A 17,826-nucleotide genomic window follows, 5' to 3' on the forward strand; every position below is an offset into this window, starting at 1 on the left:
GGGCCGTGCGGGCGCGGACGGCGTGACGGACCGGCGGTCGTAGCGGCGCGCGACGCACACGCCGTGCGAGCGCACACGCCGTGCGCGCCGGTCACGCGCCGGGCAGTCGGCGCGCGAAGTCGGCGGCGGCCGCCCGTACGTCGTCCGCCGTCCAGTCCAGGCCCGGCGCGCGCACCGAGACCTCGGTGAAGGCGAGCCCCGGCCCGCCCCGGTCCCAGGCGTCGGCGAAGAGGAACGTGCCCGTCTCCTCCGCCTGCCGCACGGCCGCCTCCGCCAGGACGTCGGCGTCGTACGGCAGCCAGACCCGGAACTCGTGGGTGTGCGGCTCCCCGGGGTGCACGCGGGCCCACGGGAGGCCGGCCGCGGCGAAGCCCTCGCGCAGCGCGGCGGCGACCACGCGCGCGTGCCGCACGTAGTCCGGCAGCCGGGGCAACTCGCGCTCCAGCCCGACGAGCGCGGACAGCACGGTGGGGAACTGCTGGTAGACCGCGCCGCCGTACCGGTGCCGCCAGGTCCTGGCCTCCTCCACCAGCGTCCCCGGGCCGGCCAGCGCGGCGCCGCCGAAGCCGTCGAGGGACTTGTAGAACGACACGTAGACGCTGTCGGCGAGGCCCGCGATCTCCGCCAGGGGCCGGCCGAGGCGGACCGTGCACTCCCAAAGGCGCGCGCCGTCGAAATGCACCACCGCGTCCCGCTCCCGCGCGGCCTCGACGACCTCCGTCAGCTCCTCCCAGGTGGGCAGCACGAACCCGGCGTCCCGGAGGGGCAGCTCCAGCGCCAGCGTCCCGAAGGGTTCGGGGAAGTCGCGTATCTCGGCCGCCGTGGGCAGCCGGGGCGCGCCGGTCACCCGCACCGGACGCAAGCCGCTGACCTGGCTGAACGCGTGCCGTTCGTGCACCTCGGGGTGGGCCAGGGCGTGCAGGGCCACCGTCGGGTTCCCGGTGCGGCCCGCCCAGCAGCGCAGGGCCACCTGCTGGGCCATCGTGCCGGTCGGGAAGAACGCGGCGGCCTCCGTGCCGAGCAGGGCCGCGACCCGCTCCTCCAGGTCGGCCACGATCCCGTCGCCGTAGACGTCCGGGTACCGGTCCAGGTCGTACACCTCGGACGCCGCCTCCAGGACCGCGAGCCGCTCCCGGATCGTGCGCCGGTGGCCCGGCCGCGACAGCACGCGTTCCGCCTTCGCGAAGGCGGCCCGGCGCCGCTGCCGCATCCGCTCCGCCGCGGGGGCCTCCGTGTCCGCCTGCCGGTCGTCGTCCTCGTGTTCGCCAGGTACCACCGCATCAGTCATGGACGGATCATGCCGCCCCACGCGCGCGCGGGCGGCCGGATTTCCGTCCGGGGGTGTGGACAAACCCACAGCCTGTGGACGACCGGCCGCCGCCGCACCCGATAGCGTTAACATGACGAGAAATCGTCCGGTACCCAGAGCGGACTGGAACGGGAAGGCCTCCGTCGCGTGAGTACAGTCCACCAGCCAGACCTCAAGGACCGCCCCGCGCGGCTCACCGTCGGTGTCGTCGGCGCCGGCCGCGTGGGCCCCGCGCTGGCCGCGTCCCTCCAGCTCGCCGGGCACCGCCCGGTGGCCGTCTCCGGAGTCTCCGACGCCTCCCGCAGGCGCGCCGAGGCCATGCTCCCGGGCGTTCCGCTGGTGCCGCCCGCCGAGGTGCTCCAGCGCGCCGACCTGGTGCTGCTCACGGTCCCCGACGACGCCCTGCCCGGCCTGGCCGCGGGCCTCGCCGAGACCGGCGCGGTGCGGCCGGGACAGCTGCTGGTGCACACCTCCGGCCGCTACGGCGCGAGGGTCCTCGACCCCGCCCTGCGCGCGGGCGCCCTGCCGCTGGCCCTGCACCCGGCGATGACCTTCACCGGCACCCCGGTGGACGTCCAGCGCCTCGCGGGCTGCTCCTTCGGCGTCACCGCGCCGGAGGAACTGCGGCTGGCCGCCGAGGCCCTGGTGATCGAGATGGGCGGCGAGCCGGAGTGGATCAGCGAGGAGAACCGCCCGCTGTACCACGCGGCCCTCGCCCTCGGCTCCAACCACCTGGTGACCCTGGTCGCCCAGTCCATGGACCTGCTGCGCACGGCCGGTGTGGGCGCGCCCGACCGGATGCTCGGCCCGCTGCTCGGCGCCGCCCTGGACAACGCGCTGCGCTCCGGCGACGCCGCCCTGACCGGGCCGGTCGCGCGCGGGGACGCCGGCACGGTCGCCGCGCACATCACCGAACTGCGCAAGCACGCCCCGCAGACCGTGGCCGGCTATCTGGCGATGGCGCGCGCGACCGCCGACCGCGCGCTCGCCGGCGGTCTGCTGAAGCCGGAACTCGCCGAGGACCTCCTCGGGGTACTCGCCGACGGGTGCCGCACGAGCCGCGGCACCGACGGCACGAACGACGCCACCGGCACCGACGGCACGAACGGAACCGACGGCACGACCGGCACCGAGGGGAACGACCGATGACCACCGCCCTGCTGAGCACCGCCGAAGAGCTGCACGCGCGCGTGCGCCACGGCCGCCGCGCCGTCGTGATGACCATGGGCGCCCTGCACGAGGGCCACGCGACCCTGATCCGCTCCGCGCGACGGATCGCGGGCCCGGAAGGCGAGGTCGTCGTCACGGTCTTCGTCAACCCGCTCCAGTTCGGCGCGGGCGAGGACCTGGACCGCTACCCGCGCACCCTGGACGCCGACCTGGCACTGGCCGGGCGGGCCGGCGCGGACGCCGTGTTCGCGCCCTCCGTGGACGAGGTGTACCCCGGCGGCGAGCCCCAGGTGCGGGTCAGCGCCGGGCCCATGGGCGAGCGCCTGGAGGGTGCCGCGCGGCCCGGCCACTTCGACGGCATGCTCACCGTCGTCGCCAAGCTGCTGCACCTCACCCGCCCCGACGTCGCCCTGTTCGGGCAGAAGGACGCCCAGCAGCTCGCCCTGATCCGGCGCATGGTGCGGGACCTGAACTTCGGCGTCGAGATCGTCGCCGTACCCACCGTGCGCGAGGAGGACGGGCTCGCCCTGTCCAGCCGCAACCGCTATCTGTCGCCCGGCGAGCGCCGGACCGCGCTCGCGCTGTCCCGCGCGCTGTTCGCCGGCCGGGACCGGCACGCGGCCCAGGAGGCGCTGCGCGCGCGGGCCCGGGAAGTGCCCTCCACGCGCGCGCGTGCCGAGGCGCTCAGCGCCATAGGCGAGTCCCGTGCCGCCGCCGACGCGCACGCCGTTGCCACCGCCGTACCCGGCGGCCCGGCGGCCGTGCGCGCCGCCGCCCAGCAGGTCCTGGACGAGGCCCTCCGCCTCGACCCGCCGCTGCGGCTGGACTACCTGGCGCTGGTCGACCCCGCCGACTTCACCGAGATCGGCGACGACTTCACCGGCGAGGCCGTCCTCGCCGTCGCCGCCCGGGTCGGCTCGACCCGGCTGATCGACAACCTCCCCCTCACCTTCGGAGCCGCCTCGTGACCAGCACAGGCATACGACTGCACGCGCCCGCCCCCGGCTGGGCCATCTCCGCGGACGTGGTCGTCGTCGGCTCCGGCGTGGCCGGCCTGACCGCGGCCCTGCGCTGCGAGGCCGCCGGTCTCACCACCGTCGTGGTCACCAAGGCACGGCTGGACGACGGCTCCACGCGCTGGGCGCAGGGCGGCATCGCCGCCGCCCTCGGCGAGGGGGACACCCCCGAACAGCACCTCGAGGACACCCTCGTCGCCGGCGCGGGCCTGTGCGACGAGGAGGCCGTACGGACCCTCGTCACCGAGGGCCCCGACGCGGTCCGGCGGCTGATCTCCACCGGCGCCCACTTCGACACCGACGACGGCGGCGACATCCACCTCACCCGCGAGGGCGGGCACCACCGGCGCCGCATCGCGCACGCCGGCGGCGACGCGACCGGCGCCGAGGTCTCCCGCGCCCTGGTGGAGGCGGTCCGCGCGCGCGGGCTGCACACCATCGAGAACGCGCTCGTCCTGGACCTGCTGACGGACGCCGACGGCCGCACGGCCGGGGTCACCCTGCACGTGATGGGCGAGGGCCAGCACGACGGCGTGGGCGCCGTGCACGCCCCCGCGGTCGTCCTCGCGACCGGCGGCATGGGCCAGGTGTTCTCCGCGACCACCAACCCGTCGGTGTCGACCGGCGACGGCGTGGCGCTGGCGCTGCGCGCGGGCGCCGAGGTCTCCGACCTGGAGTTCGTGCAGTTCCACCCGACCGTGCTGTTCCTCGGCGCGGACGCCGAGGGCCAGCAGCCGCTGGTCTCCGAGGCCGTGCGCGGCGAGGGCGCCCACCTGGTCGACGGCGACGGCGTGCGCTTCATGGTCGGCCGGCACGAGCTGGCCGAGCTGGCGCCCCGGGACATCGTCGCCAAGGGCATCCTGCGGCGGATGCTGGAGCAGGGCGCCGAGCACATGTACCTGGACGCGCGGCACTTCGGCGCCGAGATGTGGGAGCGGCGCTTCCCGACCATCCTGGCCGCCTGCCGCGCCCACGGCATCGACCCGGTCACCGAACCCGTTCCGGTCGCCCCGGCCGCCCACTACGCCTCCGGGGGCGTCCGCACCGACGCCCACGGCCGCACCACCGTGCCCGGCCTGTACGCGTGCGGCGAGGTCGCGTGCACCGGCGTGCACGGCGCCAACCGGCTCGCCTCCAACTCCCTGCTCGAAGGGCTGGTCTACGCCGAGCGGATCGCCGCCGACATCGCCGCCGCGCGGGCGGACGGCACCCTCCACGCGCGCGTGCCCGTACCGGTCCCGCAGCCGGACCGGCCCGCGCACCCGCTGCTCGCCCCCGAGACCCGGTTCGCCGTCCAGCGGACCATGACCGAGGGCGCGGGCGTCCTGCGCTCCGAGGAGTCCCTCGCCCGGGCCGCCGACCGGCTCCAGCGGCTGCACGCCGAGGCCCGGGATGCGCTGGAGGAGAACGGCAAGACCGCAGAGCCCGGCGTGGACACGTGGGAGGCGACCAACCTCCTGTGCGTGGCCCGGGTGCTGGTCGCCGCCGCCCGGCTGCGCGAGGAGACCCGCGGCTGCCACTGGCGCGAGGACCGCGCCGACCGCGACGACGCCCACTGGCGGCGCCACATCGTCGTACGGCTGAATCCGGACCGGTCGCTGGCCGTACGCACCACCGACACCGCAGACTTCCCCCCTACCCGGCACAACCAGCGCCCCCAGGAGCAGTGACAGACGTGAGCACCGACGACCTTCCTCTCGCCCCGACCGGCGGCTGCGGCGACGGCTGCGGCTGCGGCGCCGAGGGCGACGAGGAGTACCTGGAGTGCGGGCTGGACCCCGCGCTCGCCGAGCTGCTGGCCGCCGCCGGGCTCGACCCGGTCGAGGTCGAGGACATCGCGACCGTCGCCATCCAGGAGGACCTGGCCGGCGGCGTCGACGTGACCACGGTCGCCACCATCCCCGAGGACGCGGTGGCCACCGGCGACTTCACCGCGCGCGAGGCGGGCGTCGTGGCCGGCCTCCGGGTCGCCGAGGCCGTGCTCTCCGTGGTCTGCACGGACGAGTTCGAAGTCGAGCGGCACGTGGACGACGGCGACCGGGTCGAGGCCGGGCAGAAGCTGCTGTCGGTCACCACGCGCACCCGTGACCTGCTCACCGCCGAGCGCAGCGCGCTGAACCTGCTGTGCCGGCTCTCCGGCATCGCGACCGCCACGCGCGCGTGGGCGGACGCGCTGGAGGGCGGCAAGGCGCGCGTGCGGGACACCCGCAAGACGACCCCGGGCCTGCGCGCGCTGGAGAAGTTCGCCGTCCGCTGCGGCGGGGGCGTCAACCACCGCATGTCGCTGTCCGACGCGGCCCTGGTGAAGGACAACCACGTGGTCGCCGCCGGCGGCGTCGCGCAGGCGTTCACGGCCGTGCGGGAGTCCTTCCCGGACGTGCCGATCGAGGTCGAGGTCGACACCCTGCACCAGCTGCGCGAGGTGGTGGACGCGGGCGCCGACCTGATCCTGCTGGACAACTTCACGCCCGGCGAGTGCGAGGAGGCCGTCGGCATCGTCGGCGGCCGGGCGCTGCTGGAGGCCTCCGGCCGGCTGACGCTCGCGAACGCGCGCGCGTACGCCGACACGGGCGTGGACTTCCTGGCCGTCGGCGCGCTCACCCACTCCTCGCCGATCCTGGACATCGGCCTGGATCTGCGCGAGGCGGAGTAACGGCCATGCTGCTCACCATCGACGTCGGCAACACGCACACCGTCCTCGGCCTGTTCGACGGCGAGGACATCGTCGAGCACTGGCGCATCTCCACGGACGCGCGCCGCACGGCGGACGAGCTGGCGGTGCTGCTCCAGGGCCTGATGGGCATGCACCCGCTGCTCGGCGAGGAGCTGGGCGACGGCATCGACGGCATCGCGATCTGCGCGACCGTGCCGTCGGTCCTGCACGAGCTGCGCGAGGTCACCCGGCGGTACTACGGCGACGTGCCCGCCGTCCTGGTCGAACCGGGCGTGAAGACGGGCGTGCCGATCCTCACCGACAACCCCAAGGAGGTCGGCGCCGACCGGATCATCAACGCGGTCGCGGCCGTCGAGCTGTACGGCGGCCCGGCGATCGTCGTCGACTTCGGCACGGCGACGACGTTCGACGCGGTCTCCGCGCGCGGCGAGTACGTCGGCGGGGTGATCGCGCCCGGCATCGAGATCTCGGTGGAGGCGCTCGGCGTCAAGGGCGCGCAGCTGCGGAAGATCGAGGTGGCCCGGCCGCGCAGCGTGATCGGCAAGAACACCGTCGAGGCCATGCAGGCGGGCATCGTGTACGGGTTCGCCGGCCAGGTCGACGGCGTGGTGGACCGGATGGCCCGGGAGCTGGCCGACGACCCGGACGACGTGACGGTGATCGCCACGGGCGGTCTCGCGCCGATGGTGCTGGGGGAGTCCTCGGTGATCGACGAGCACCAGCCCTGGCTGACGCTGATCGGGCTGCGCCTGGTCTACGAACGGAACGTGTCCCGGCTGTAAGGGGCGCCCGGAGGGCCCGGACGAGGGAACCGGGGAGCGACACGCGGCGAAAAAACATCCTGTTGTGTCACTTTTGTCCGATTAGCGCTAGCGTCGCCGCATGCCCACGCCATACGGATCCCGCGGCGGCATGGCGTTCGGCGCGGAGGAGCTGCGTGTGCTCCGCCGCGCCCTCGCCCTCGCCCTCCACCCCGGCCACGCCTCCGCCGAGGACGTGCAGGACTGCCTCCGGCTCGCCGACTCGCTGGACGAGGCGCTGTGCGAGGGGGCCAGGCTGCGCGCCTTCCTGGTGGCCGACCTGGGCCGCTACCGGGCCGCTCTGCCGGGTACGGCCGCCGGTTACCTCGCCCTGCTGGAGGAGGCCCTCGGGGCCGGGTACCGTCCGGCGCCGGACGATCTCGCCGCGCTCCGGGCGCTGCGCGGGAACCGGGTGGCGGCGGCGTTGCTGGACCGCTGCCGGGTGCCGGCCGGGCAGGACGTACGGGCACGGTTCGCCCAGGGGGCGCGCAGGGCGCCGGTGCCCGCCGTGCCGGCCGCGCGGACGCGGCTGCTGGCCCTCGCGGGCGGGGCGGGGGTGTGTGGGGCGCGGCAGGCCGGCGGGGCGGCCGGGGAGCCGCCGAAGCCGGCGGAGAAGCCGGCGCCCGCGCCTCCGGCGGAGCGGCCCGGTGCGGACCCGGGGGCGCCCAAGCGGCCCATTCCCACGCCGGGCGAGGTCTTCCCGCGCCGCAAGCCGGCACCGCCGGCCGAGCCGGCGGCACCGCAGCGGCTGGCCGCGGTCTGAGGAGCCCCGCCCCGTCCGGGCGGTTCACCGTGCACGGCTTGTGACCGGGCGGGTGGGCGTTCTCCCGCCCGGGCCGGCCGTGCGGCTGCGCGGTCCGGGGCGAGTGGCCCTGCCGCGGGCCGAGCGCCGTCGGCGGCTGCCGGGCGGTGGGCGGGGTGCCGCGTCCGCGCGGGTGCGTGGCCGGGTGCGGGGCGGCCCCGACGGGGAGGCGGGCTTCGCCGGTGTGCGCGGTCGGCGGGCGGGGTCTTCGGCGGTCGTCGGCGGGGCTTGTGGTGCGTGGGGGTGGTTCGTCGCACCCCGGGCCTTTCGCGCGGGTCGCCGTGGCTACTCTGGAGGCATGGACTACGTCTCCGCGCTCGTGCCCCCGGTCGTCATGGCCGCGTTCTTCATCGGTGTGGTCAGGGTGATCGTGAAGACCCAGGGCGGGGCCGCCAAGGCCAAGGAGGACGCGGCCGTCGACGCCGCCCTCGCCCGCGTGGACGGCGCGCCCACGCGCCCGGCCGCCGACGTCTGAGCCACCCCGGCCGGACGCGGGCCCCGGGCGGGGACCCGGCCGCGCGGGCGTCCCGCGCGGCCGCCGCGCGCTGCCCGGCGGCGCCGTCCCCCGGTGGTCCCGGCGCCCCCGCTCACAAGGCCCGCCTTCTCCCTTGGCGCGCCCTTTTTGTTCGGGTTTGACGTCCTAGTGCACGTCCGGCAGGCCATTGACCGGTTCTCCCACTATTGTTCTGAGCTGTGCCTCGCCCCTTGGGAGAACTCGAAGACGCGGTCATGACGCGGGTGTGGAAGTGGAACCGCCCGGTGACCGTTCGAGAAGTCCTGGAAGACCTCCAGCAGGAACGCTCCATCGCGTACACCACCGTGATGACCGTTTTGGACAATCTCCATCAGAAGGGCTGGGTGCGCCGCGAGGCGGAAGGCCGGGCCTATCGATATGAAGCCGTGTCGACACGCGCCGCGTACGCCGCCGCCCTGATGAACGACGCCTGGTCCCAGAGCGACAACCCCGCGGCCGCTCTCGTCGCGTTCTTCGGCATGATGAGCGAGGAACAGCGCCAGGCCCTCAGGGACGCCGTGCGCATCGTCCAGGGGCCGGAAGAAACCCGGGAAGCCGCCGAAGCCCGGCAACAGGAAGCACCCGAAGCCCGGCAAGAGGAGAACCCCGGCTCGGCAGAGGGCACCGGCGGGCGATAGCGTCCGCTCATGTCAGCAGAGCGTGCCGAAGTCTCCGCAAAAGCCATCACCGTCCGGCGGGCCCGGACCAGCGATGTCCCGGCCGTGCGCCGCCTCCTCGACGCCTACGTCCGCGACCGCATCCTGCTCGACAAAGCCACCGTCACGCTTTACGAGGACATCCAGGAGTTCTGGGTCGCCGAACGCGACGACAACGCCGAGGTCGTCGGCTGCGGCGCGCTGCACGTCATGTGGGAGGACCTGGCGGAAGTGCGCACTCTCGCGGTGAAGCCCGGCCTCAAGGGCGCCGGCGTGGGACATCAGGTGCTGGAGAAGTTGCTGGAGACCGCGCGCTGGCTCGGCGTTCGCCGGGTTTTCTGCCTGACCTTCGAAGTGGACTTCTTCGGGAAGCACGGCTTCGTGGAGATCGGGGAGACGCCGGTCGACACCGATGTGTACGCGGAGCTGTTGCGTTCCTATGACGAGGGCGTCGCGGAGTTCCTCGGTCTCGAACGAGTGAAGCCGAACACCTTGGGCAACAGTCGGATGCTTCTGCATCTGTGATCGTCATTGCCCGCAGTGCCCTATGTCCGAAACGCGCATGTTTCCGGGCCGGGCCGGGGTGCCGGGTCACTCCCGAGGGTTTGTGTTTTTCCGGCAAAAGCGGTTTGCTTTCCGACGTACTGCAGTACTGCATATAACAGGGGCGGCGAAACGGCGGACGCCGCACACCCCTGGTCCTCAACGTTATCGATGAAAGGAAATGCGGTGGCACAGAAGGTTCAGGTCCTTCTTGTCGACGACCTCGACGGCGGCGAGGCGGACGAGACCGTGACGTTCGCGCTGGACGGCAAGACGTACGAGATCGACCTCACGACCGCCAACGCGGACAAGCTGCGCGGTCTTCTCGAGCCCTATGTGAAGGGCGGGCGCCGTACCGGTGGCCGCGCCTCCGGCGGGCGTGGAAAGGCGCGTGCCGCTTCCGGCGGCAACCAGGACACCGCGGCCATCCGCGCCTGGGCGAAGGAGAACGGTTACGAGGTCAACGACCGGGGCCGCGTTCCCGCGTCGATTCGCGAGGCCTACGAGAAGGCCAACGGCTGATCCCGCCGGCCGGCGGAACGCCCGGCGCACCCGCGCCGCAGCCGGACCCGGTGACAGTGCGCTGCCACCGTGTCCACCAGCCGTACGAGATCGGGGGCGCTCCCCTCGCGCCCCATGGCCGGCACGGCCGTCACACCGGGCACGCCCGGCATGGCCGGCAGCGAGGACTCGACGTCCTCGCGTCCCGGTCCGGGGGGCCGCAGCCACACGGCGGCCCCCTGCGCTGAGGCGGCCCGCCCGCTCCCGGCCGGTGCCGGGGCGCGCAGCGTGCCGCCCGGTCCCAGGGCCCGCAGGTCCAGGGACACCGGGCCCCATTCCAGCCACTCCAGCAGTCCCGGCAGCTCCTCCGCGCCGCCCGGAGCCACCAGCAGCTCCATGCGATCGCCCCGGAGGATCACCGGGGAGCCCGGCGCGAGGTGCCGCAGCGCCCGCGCGCCCGCCTCGGCCGGCACGTCCAGCACGTCGAACCGCACCCCCGTGACCAGCCGCAGCGGCCGTCCGGGCGCGGTCGGCCAGCCCAGTTCGTTCTCGTACCGGTGCCGGGCCCGGGCGTCCGGGCCGGTGCCCGGACCGCCGGGCGGCGCGGCCGCCGCGACGGACCGGCGGGGCGGGGGGACCGAGGTCGTCACGGGGACGGAGCCAGCCATGCCCACTGCAACCGCGGGAGCGGCGCCCGGGTTACGCTGGGTGCCCCGTCGGCTGCGGTGAGTGCCGGAGGAGGGGGCGTGTGGGGGCCGGGGGCCGCGCAAGGCTGTTCGCCCGTAGCGGAGGGAACCGGGGCGCGCGGCATGGAGTGTCAGTCCCTGCGGGTAAGACATCCCTAGTGGGAGGGGGCGACACGCAGAACGGGCCGTCTCACGTTCGCCAACGGCGTACTGGCGAGTGGGGTAACTGCCTGGCCTGCGGGAACATCGTCTCGCACCATCGGGTTGGAGCAGATGTCGGCGCACACGGTCAGGAGGCCATCGACGGTGTCGGCAGTTGGAATGAGCGGTCCCCGCTTGCGGGACTAAGCTGCGGAAGGACAGGGAGGGGAAGTTCCCCCCACTGCCTGACCGCTCTGAGGAGCGATTAACGATGTTCGAGAGGTTCACCGACCGCGCGCGGCGGGTTGTCGTCCTGGCTCAGGAAGAAGCCCGGATGCTCAACCACAACTACATCGGCACCGAGCACATCCTCCTGGGTCTCATCCACGAGGGCGAAGGTGTCGCCGCTAAGGCCCTGGAGAGCCTCGGCATTTCGCTTGAGGCGGTCCGCCAGCAGGTGGAGGAGATCATCGGTCAGGGCCAGCAGGCTCCGTCCGGGCACATCCCCTTCACCCCCCGTGCCAAGAAGGTCCTGGAGCTGTCGCTCCGCGAGGCCCTTCAGCTGGGCCACAACTACATCGGCACGGAGCACATCCTGCTCGGCCTGATCCGCGAGGGCGAGGGCGTCGCCGCCCAGGTCCTCGTCAAGCTGGGCGCAGACCTCAACCGGGTGCGGCAGCAGGTCATCCAGCTGCTCTCCGGTTACCAGGGCAAGGAGACCGCCACCGCGGGCGGCCCGGCCGAGGGCACCCCCTCGACCTCTCTCGTCCTGGACCAGTTCGGCCGGAACCTCACCCAGGCCGCTCGCGAGTCCAAGCTCGACCCCGTCATCGGGCGCGAGAAGGAGATCGAGCGGGTCATGCAGGTGCTGTCCCGCCGCACGAAGAACAACCCGGTCCTCATCGGTGAGCCCGGCGTCGGCAAGACCGCCGTCGTCGAGGGCCTCGCCCAGGCCATCGTCAAGGGCGAGGTCCCCGAGACCCTCAAGGACAAGCACCTCTACACGCTGGACCTCGGCGCCCTGGTCGCCGGCTCCCGCTACCGCGGTGACTTCGAGGAGCGCCTGAAGAAGGTGCTCAAGGAGATCCGCACCCGCGGCGACATCATCCTGTTCATCGACGAGCTGCACACGCTGGTCGGTGCGGGTGCCGCCGAGGGCGCCATCGACGCGGCGAGCATCCTCAAGCCGATGCTGGCCCGCGGCGAACTCCAGACCATCGGTGCCACCACGCTGGACGAGTACCGCAAGCACCTGGAGAAGGACGCGGCCCTGGAGCGCCGCTTCCAGCCCATCCAGGTCGCCGAGCCGTCCCTGCCGCACACGATCGAGATCCTCAAGGGCCTGCGCGACCGCTACGAGGCGCACCACCGCGTCTCCATCACGGACGAGGCCCTGGTCCAGGCGGCCACGCTGGCCGACCGGTACATCTCGGACCGCTTCCTGCCGGACAAGGCGATCGACCTGATCGACGAGGCCGGTTCCCGGATGCGCATCCGCCGGATGACCGCTCCGCCGGACCTGCGCGAGTTCGACGAGAAGATCGCCGCCGTCCGCCGGGACAAGGAGTCCGCGATCGACTCGCAGGACTTCGAGAAGGCCGCGTCGCTGCGCGACAAGGAGAAGCAGCTCCTGGCCGCGAAGGCGAAGCGGGAGAAGGAGTGGAAGGCCGGCGACATGGACGTCGTCGCCGAGGTCGACGGCGAGCTGATCGCCGAGGTCCTCGCCACGGCCACCGGCATCCCGGTCTTCAAGCTGACCGAGGAGGAGTCCAGCCGCCTGCTCCGCATGGAGGAGGAGCTGCACAAGCGGGTCATCGGCCAGAACGACGCCGTCAAGGCGCTGTCGAAGGCGATCCGCCGTACCCGCGCCGGTCTGAAGGACCCGAAGCGTCCGGGTGGTTCGTTCATCTTCGCCGGCCCGTCCGGTGTCGGTAAGACCGAGCTGTCCAAGGCGCTCGCCGAGTTCCTCTTCGGTGACGAGGACGCCCTGATCTCCCTCGACATGTCGGAGTTCAGCGAGAAGCACACGGTCTCCCGTCTCTTCGGCTCGCCCCCCGGCTACGTGGGCTACGAGGAGGGCGGCCAGCTGACGGAGAAGGTCCGCCGCAAGCCGTTCTCGGTCGTCCTCTTCGACGAGGTCGAGAAGGCCCACCCGGACATCTTCAACTCGCTGCTGCAGATCCTGGAGGACGGTCGCCTGACCGACTCCCAGGGCCGGGTCGTGGACTTCAAGAACACGGTCATCATCATGACGACCAACCTCGGCACCCGGGACATCTCCAAGGGCTTCAACCTCGGCTTCGCCGCCGCGGGCGACACGAAGACCAACTACGAGCGCATGAAGAACAAGGTGTCGGACGAGCTGAAGCAGCACTTCCGCCCCGAGTTCCTCAACCGCGTCGACGACGTGGTCGTCTTCCCGCAGCTCACGCAGGAGGACATCCTGCGGATCGTCGACCTCATGGTCGGCAAGGTGGACGAGCGCCTGAAGGACCGGGACATGGGCATCGAGCTCTCCCAGTCCGCCAAGGAGCTGCTGTCCAAGAAGGGTTACGACCCGGTGCTGGGTGCCCGGCCGCTGCGCCGCACGATCCAGCGCGAGATCGAGGACACGCTCTCGGAGAAGATCCTCTTCGGCGAGCTGCGCCCCGGTCACATCGTGGTCGTGGACACCGAGGGCGAGGGCGACGCCGCCACCTTCACCTTCCGCGGTGAGGAGAAGTCGGCCCTGCCGGACGCTCCGCCGATCGAGCAGGCCGCGGGTGGGGCGGGTCCGAACCTGAGCAAGGACGCGTAAGCCTCCGGCGGTTCAGCCGGTGAAGGGGCCGGTGCCTTCGGGCACCGGCCCCTTCAGCGTTGTTCGAGGGTCACTTCGGCGTGGGGGAAGAGGGGCGCGACGGGGAAGAGCGCGGTGCCGGGGAGGGCCACCAAGGTGACCGAGCGCAGGCCCGGGAGCCTGGATGCCAGCACGGACAGCCCTCCCTCGCCGAATGACGAGGAAACCCGCAAGTCCCGAATGCCGGGAAGTTCCGGCAGGAGGTGCAAGTCCCAACGGGCGCTCCACTCCAGGTGGAGCCGGACGAGCCCGGGAAGCCGGGCGACCCGGCTCCAGTCGTCGGCCGTCAGCTCCGTGGTCAGCAGTCCGAGACTCAGCGTGCGCAGCTCCGTCCAGTGCTCCAGCCCGCGCAGCCCTGTGTTGTCGACGCTGCGGTCGCCGAGGTGGAGGAACCTCAGCGGAGCGTTGACGGGCAGGGTGAGGCGCAGGTCGGTGCCCGGCAACGGCTGGCTCACGGCGAGCCGGGTGAGGGACCGCAAGGCCCGTAGACCGGTCAGGTCCGTAACGCCGGCGCAGTCGAACTGCGCGAGCGGCAGTTCGGCGAGGCGGGCCACACCGTGGGCCTCGGGACAGCCGAAAACCGACAGAGCGCGCAGGGAACGGAACCGCGTCAGGGCGCCCAGATCAACGGGACACGGATTGGCCGACAGGGTGAGTGCCCGCACCGCCTCGGGGTCCGGCACCGTGGTGATGATGTCCTCGATCAAGTGCTCCCCCCGGAAGTGCAGGCGCTGCCAGGGACACATCCGGGCCACCGCCGCGCGCTGTTCGGCCGACTCGCAGGTCAGGACGAGGTCCGTGCGGTCCAGGTGGTCCAGGACCTCCGTCGCGTAGACACCGGCGTCGAAACGCGACCAGGTCCCCACCAGTTGCCGTCGCACATCCAGGTCCGGGTGGTCCCGGAACCGGCGCAGCACCGCCAGCGCCCCGTCCGGTTCCTCCACCCCCAGCAGCGAGGCGGTGACCGTGACCCCGTGGGCCTCCTCGGCCGTCAGGCCCTCCGGTCCCGGCAGCAACTCCAGTACCAGCGGGCCCGCTTCCGCCAGGGCTCTGGCGTCCTCCGTCGTCCGCGGTGGGATCAGCCTGCCCGCCCGCTCCTCGATCTCCGCCCGCACCCCGGGGTCCAGGGCGGTCGCGTGTTCCAGGCAGGCCAGCGCCAGCAGCGTCAGGCGGGGAGTGCCCCGGGCCAGCAACCGCCGGAGCAGCCATGCCCGTTCACGTGGCCGGGCGTGGGCCACCGCCATGCGGATGACGTCCTCCCACTGGGTGTCGTCGGCGTGGCCGAGGAGGACGTCGAGGTGGCCCTCCTCCACCGCGTACCGCGCGCCCAGGTAGTCCTGGAAGGTGCGGTGGACGAAGTCGACCACCCCTTCCGCCGGCTGCCGCAGCAGGCCGCTGCGCAGCAGGAGCGCACGCAGCACCGAGGCCGCGTCCCCGGGCGCCGACGCGATCGCGGGCAGACACCGCTCCACGATGCCCTCGGCCGCATCGAGGTCCATCTCCGTGCGGCCGCTGAGCACCAGCGCGTACGCCAGCCGCTGGAGCAGTTCCAGCTGTGCCTCCTCACCGGGTTCGGCGCCCATGCCCCGCTCCCGGTCCCGGCGGGCGAGGAGCATCGTGAGGGCGGCGTCGTACAACTCCTTGCGGCCGGTCGGGAGATAGCCCCGGCGTTCCCGGTGCAGGGCGCAGATCAGGCCGCACATCAGCGGGTTGGTGGCAAGCCGGGCCAGGTCGCGCTTGGTGCGCAGCGAGTCCAGCAGCGGCTGCTCGTACTCCGGTGCCCGCGCCGCCTCGTGCCAGCGGTGCACGAACGTCGCCACCTCGGTACGGCGCATCGGGGCGAGGGTCAGTTCCCGGAAGCCTTCCTGGGCCAGCCAGTCGGGGCGCACGGCGGTCGGGCGGGAGGTCAGGAGGACGGCGTTGCCGGGATAGGCGGCGAGCAGCGAGCGCAGCCAGTCGCGGACGCGGTGGCGGTCGGCGGCCGGGATCTCGTCCAGGCCGTCGACCAGGAGCAGGCCCCGGCCCACGGCCAGGACCCGTTCGGCCCAGCCCTCCGGCGGGGTCAGCGGGCAGCTCACCGCCGTCAGGAAGCCGCCCGGCGCGGGCAGCGGGCCCGTGCGGACCAGGGTGCGTAGCGGGAGGACGAACGGGATCCGGTCGGCGTCGCGGGCCGCGGTGACCGCCAGCCACTGCACCAGGGTCGTCTTGCCGGAACCGGCGTCGCCGCGCAGGAGCACGCGGGAGCCGCCGGTCAGCGCCTCCTCGGCGGAGAGCCGGCCGGCCGTGGCGGGCGGGCGCTCCGCGGGTTCCGGACCGCGTGGCCACTCGTCCGGGGTGGTCGCCTCCAGGCTCAGGTAGGCGACGGAGAGCGGCCACCGGTCGGGGGAGTCGCGCAGGTCGATGCCGTAGATGGTGATGTGGTCGTGGCGGTCGGCGAGGTAGGGGAGGTAGCGGCGTTCGAAGGCCGTGTCGCGGGCGTCGGGGCGCGGGGTGCGGGCGATCAGTTCGTCCACTTTGGCGATGAGTTCCGCCTGGGCGCGGCTCTGCTCCACCAGGGTGCGGGCCACGAAGGTCGACCGCCGGGTGAAGAACTCCAGGATGTGCAGGCAGGCCCACTCGGCGGCGGAGTCGAGGAAGGCGCGGGCGTCGGCGGACAGGCCGTCCGGGGCCGGGGCGTGGCGCCGCAGTCGCCGGGCGAACTCCGCGCTGCCCAGCCGTACGGCCTGGACGTCCTCCATCTCCAGCTCGCCGAGCGCGAGCAGGCGGCGGGCGAGCGCGTCGGCGACCGCCTCCCGTTCGTCGGCGGGGAACGGGGGCTCGCCGGGCGACTCCGCCGCCCGGGCCACGATCCGCTCGGCCAGCCGGTGGACGTCCTTCTCGCCCAGTGTCCGCTTCTCGCCCCGGAACGACACCAGCGCCGACAGCCGTACCGGGCGGTCGGCCAGGCCCGCGCCGGGGCCGTCCTGCACGAACAGCTTCCTCACCAGCGGGCCGATCAGGCCGGAGGCCAGCTTGCTGCCCAGTACGGCCGGCTCCATCCGCCACCCCCGTGTGCGTACGACGTATGGGGTGAGCCTAGTCAGCGCGTACGCGCGGTGTTACGACAACTGCCCGTCGTAGTCCGGCAGCTTGAAGGTCTTCTCGGCGTGGCCGCCGGAGAGGTCCGTGGTGTTGTTGCCTATGTTCGCGATGATCGTGTAGCCGTCGTTCTCGATGCCGGCGCGCTGGGCGGTCTTGTAGGCGGCGACGTCCTTGAAGAGGTCGGTCAGGCCGCGGACGCGCAGGCCGGTGACCTCGTAGCCGTCGTGTTCGAGGTTGTACTCGGTGGGCCAGTACAGGACGCCGGGGCGGGCGGTGACGAAGAAGAGGGAGACGCCGTGCTCCTGGGCGTAGCGGGCGACGCCGAGGACGGGGCGGTTGGCGGGCTGGGGGTAGCTGAAGCCGAAGTCGGTCTCCAGCGTGGTGTTGTCGATGTCGAAGACGATGGCCTGCTTCTCGCCGGGCCGGGCGGCGGCGATGCGCTGCTTCAGATAGGGCAGGGCCTGGTCCATGACCGCCTGGCAGTCCTTCTGCCAGGTGGCGCGGTCGACCTTCGCGGCCGTGGCCCCGGCCGTGGCCGTGGTGCCGGCCGCCCGGGCCGGTGCGGCCTGCGCCGGTGCGGCCTGGACGGCCAGCGCGGCCAGCGCGGCCAGGGAGACGGCGGTCACGGAGCTGCGGCGCGCCCAGGGGCGTCTGGTCATCGGTGGGGGTCCTCTCACGTCCGTACGCGTGTCCGTACGCGTCCTGAAGGTCAGGGGCATGATCCGAGCCGAGGGTGGCGCGTGGGGAACCGTAGGGTTACCGGGCGGTAGGTGGATAGAGGTGCGCGTCACAATTCCGCCCCCGGGCGGATATCCGGCCGGTGACATGGCGCACGAGAGGTAAGTCACCTACTAACCCGCACAGTGAACGGAAATAGCCGGATAAAAGGGACTTTTACTACCGAAGTCGGAGGTGGAAAGCGGGAAGAAGCGCGACGTCAGGAGCGGTGTCCGCCGAATGCGATAGGTGTCGGGAATCGACCGGTTTTAGGCGGCATCTACTACTCGGTGCCGTAGAGGGGCCCTTTGTCAGCTCTCGGGGTGCTCGGTTACCAAGTAATGGCCGCTTCGGTGGACGTTCTCGACGGACGTCCGTGT

General features: G+C 73.0%; 15 protein-coding genes. 11 read left to right on the forward strand and 4 right to left on the reverse strand.

What is annotated here, in order from left to right:
* Window positions 1-91: 91 nt before the first annotated feature.
* Window positions 92-1,288 (reverse strand): threonine aldolase family protein, encoded by a 1,197-nt coding sequence (locus tag ACZ63H_RS15805; RefSeq protein ID WP_469865256.1) that lies wholly within the window; start codon window positions 1,286-1,288, stop codon window positions 92-94.
* 168 nt (window positions 1,289-1,456) lie between these two features.
* Between ACZ63H_RS15805 and ACZ63H_RS15810 the strand changes: the two genes are divergently transcribed.
* From ACZ63H_RS15810 to ACZ63H_RS15855, 10 genes are all read left to right on the forward strand, one after another.
* Window positions 1,457-2,458 carry a Rossmann-like and DUF2520 domain-containing protein gene (locus ACZ63H_RS15810; RefSeq protein ID WP_469865258.1) on the forward strand — a complete coding sequence of 334 codons (1,002 nt, stop codon included), beginning with the start codon at window positions 1,457-1,459 and terminating at the stop codon, window positions 2,456-2,458.
* Window positions 2,455-3,447, forward strand: coding sequence for a pantoate--beta-alanine ligase (panC, locus tag ACZ63H_RS15815; protein WP_469865260.1), 993 nt, complete (start codon window positions 2,455-2,457; stop codon window positions 3,445-3,447). The genes ACZ63H_RS15810 and panC overlap by 4 nt, the downstream gene beginning before the upstream one ends.
* Window positions 3,444-5,165, forward strand: a complete 1,722-nt coding sequence (locus ACZ63H_RS15820; protein WP_469865262.1) for an L-aspartate oxidase — start codon at window positions 3,444-3,446, stop codon at window positions 5,163-5,165. Before panC ends, ACZ63H_RS15820 begins: the two co-directional genes overlap by 4 nt.
* A 5-nt stretch (window positions 5,166-5,170) precedes the next feature.
* Window positions 5,171-6,148, forward strand: a complete 978-nt coding sequence (gene nadC / locus ACZ63H_RS15825; RefSeq protein ID WP_469865264.1) for a carboxylating nicotinate-nucleotide diphosphorylase — start codon at window positions 5,171-5,173, stop codon at window positions 6,146-6,148.
* A gap of 5 nt (window positions 6,149-6,153) precedes the next feature.
* Window positions 6,154-6,951 (forward strand): type III pantothenate kinase, encoded by a 798-nt coding sequence (locus ACZ63H_RS15830; RefSeq protein ID WP_030606136.1) that lies wholly within the window; start codon window positions 6,154-6,156, stop codon window positions 6,949-6,951.
* 130 nt (window positions 6,952-7,081) lie between these two features.
* On the forward strand, window positions 7,082-7,732 hold the full coding sequence (locus tag ACZ63H_RS15835; protein ID WP_469865326.1) for a hypothetical protein: 651 nt from the start codon (window positions 7,082-7,084) through the stop codon (window positions 7,730-7,732).
* Between the two features lie 337 nt (window positions 7,733-8,069).
* Window positions 8,070-8,246 (forward strand): hypothetical protein, encoded by a 177-nt coding sequence (locus tag ACZ63H_RS15840; protein WP_467936156.1) that lies wholly within the window; start codon window positions 8,070-8,072, stop codon window positions 8,244-8,246.
* Between the two features lie 254 nt (window positions 8,247-8,500).
* The gene (locus ACZ63H_RS15845; RefSeq protein WP_469865328.1) at window positions 8,501-8,923 is read left to right on the forward strand and encodes a BlaI/MecI/CopY family transcriptional regulator; all 423 of its coding nucleotides are present in this window, start codon (window positions 8,501-8,503) and stop codon (window positions 8,921-8,923) included.
* Window positions 8,924-8,932: 9 nt separating this feature from the next.
* The gene (locus ACZ63H_RS15850; RefSeq protein WP_469865266.1) at window positions 8,933-9,466 is read left to right on the forward strand and encodes an amino-acid N-acetyltransferase; all 534 of its coding nucleotides are present in this window, start codon (window positions 8,933-8,935) and stop codon (window positions 9,464-9,466) included.
* Window positions 9,467-9,670: 204 nt separating this feature from the next.
* A complete protein-coding gene (locus ACZ63H_RS15855) occupies window positions 9,671-10,006 on the forward strand; it encodes a histone-like nucleoid-structuring protein Lsr2 (protein WP_030606126.1) in 336 nt (111 codons plus the stop codon).
* On the opposite strand, the gene ACZ63H_RS15860 is transcribed toward ACZ63H_RS15855, so the two are convergent.
* Window positions 9,985-10,653, reverse strand: a complete 669-nt coding sequence (locus ACZ63H_RS15860; RefSeq protein ID WP_469865269.1) for an SCO3374 family protein — start codon at window positions 10,651-10,653, stop codon at window positions 9,985-9,987. The two genes, ACZ63H_RS15855 and ACZ63H_RS15860, sit on opposite strands and share 22 nt — an antisense overlap.
* Window positions 10,654-11,083: 430 nt before the next feature.
* Here ACZ63H_RS15860 and ACZ63H_RS15865 point away from each other — a divergent pair, with 430 nt between their 5' ends.
* The gene (locus ACZ63H_RS15865; protein ID WP_189997828.1) at window positions 11,084-13,609 is read left to right on the forward strand and encodes an ATP-dependent Clp protease ATP-binding subunit; all 2,526 of its coding nucleotides are present in this window, start codon (window positions 11,084-11,086) and stop codon (window positions 13,607-13,609) included.
* Between the two features lie 53 nt (window positions 13,610-13,662).
* Here the strand turns inward: ACZ63H_RS15865 and ACZ63H_RS15870 are convergent, their stop codons facing one another.
* Complete coding sequence (locus ACZ63H_RS15870) at window positions 13,663-16,686, reverse strand: NACHT domain-containing protein (RefSeq protein ID WP_469865271.1); 3,024 nt, start codon at window positions 16,684-16,686, stop codon at window positions 13,663-13,665.
* A 60-nt stretch (window positions 16,687-16,746) separates the two neighbouring features.
* Window positions 16,747-17,388, reverse strand: coding sequence for an HAD family acid phosphatase (locus ACZ63H_RS15875; RefSeq protein ID WP_469865273.1), 642 nt, complete (start codon window positions 17,386-17,388; stop codon window positions 16,747-16,749).
* Window positions 17,389-17,826 lie beyond the last annotated feature (438 nt).

The sequence above is a fragment of the Streptomyces sp. NPDC104831 genome (assembly GCF_055583025.1).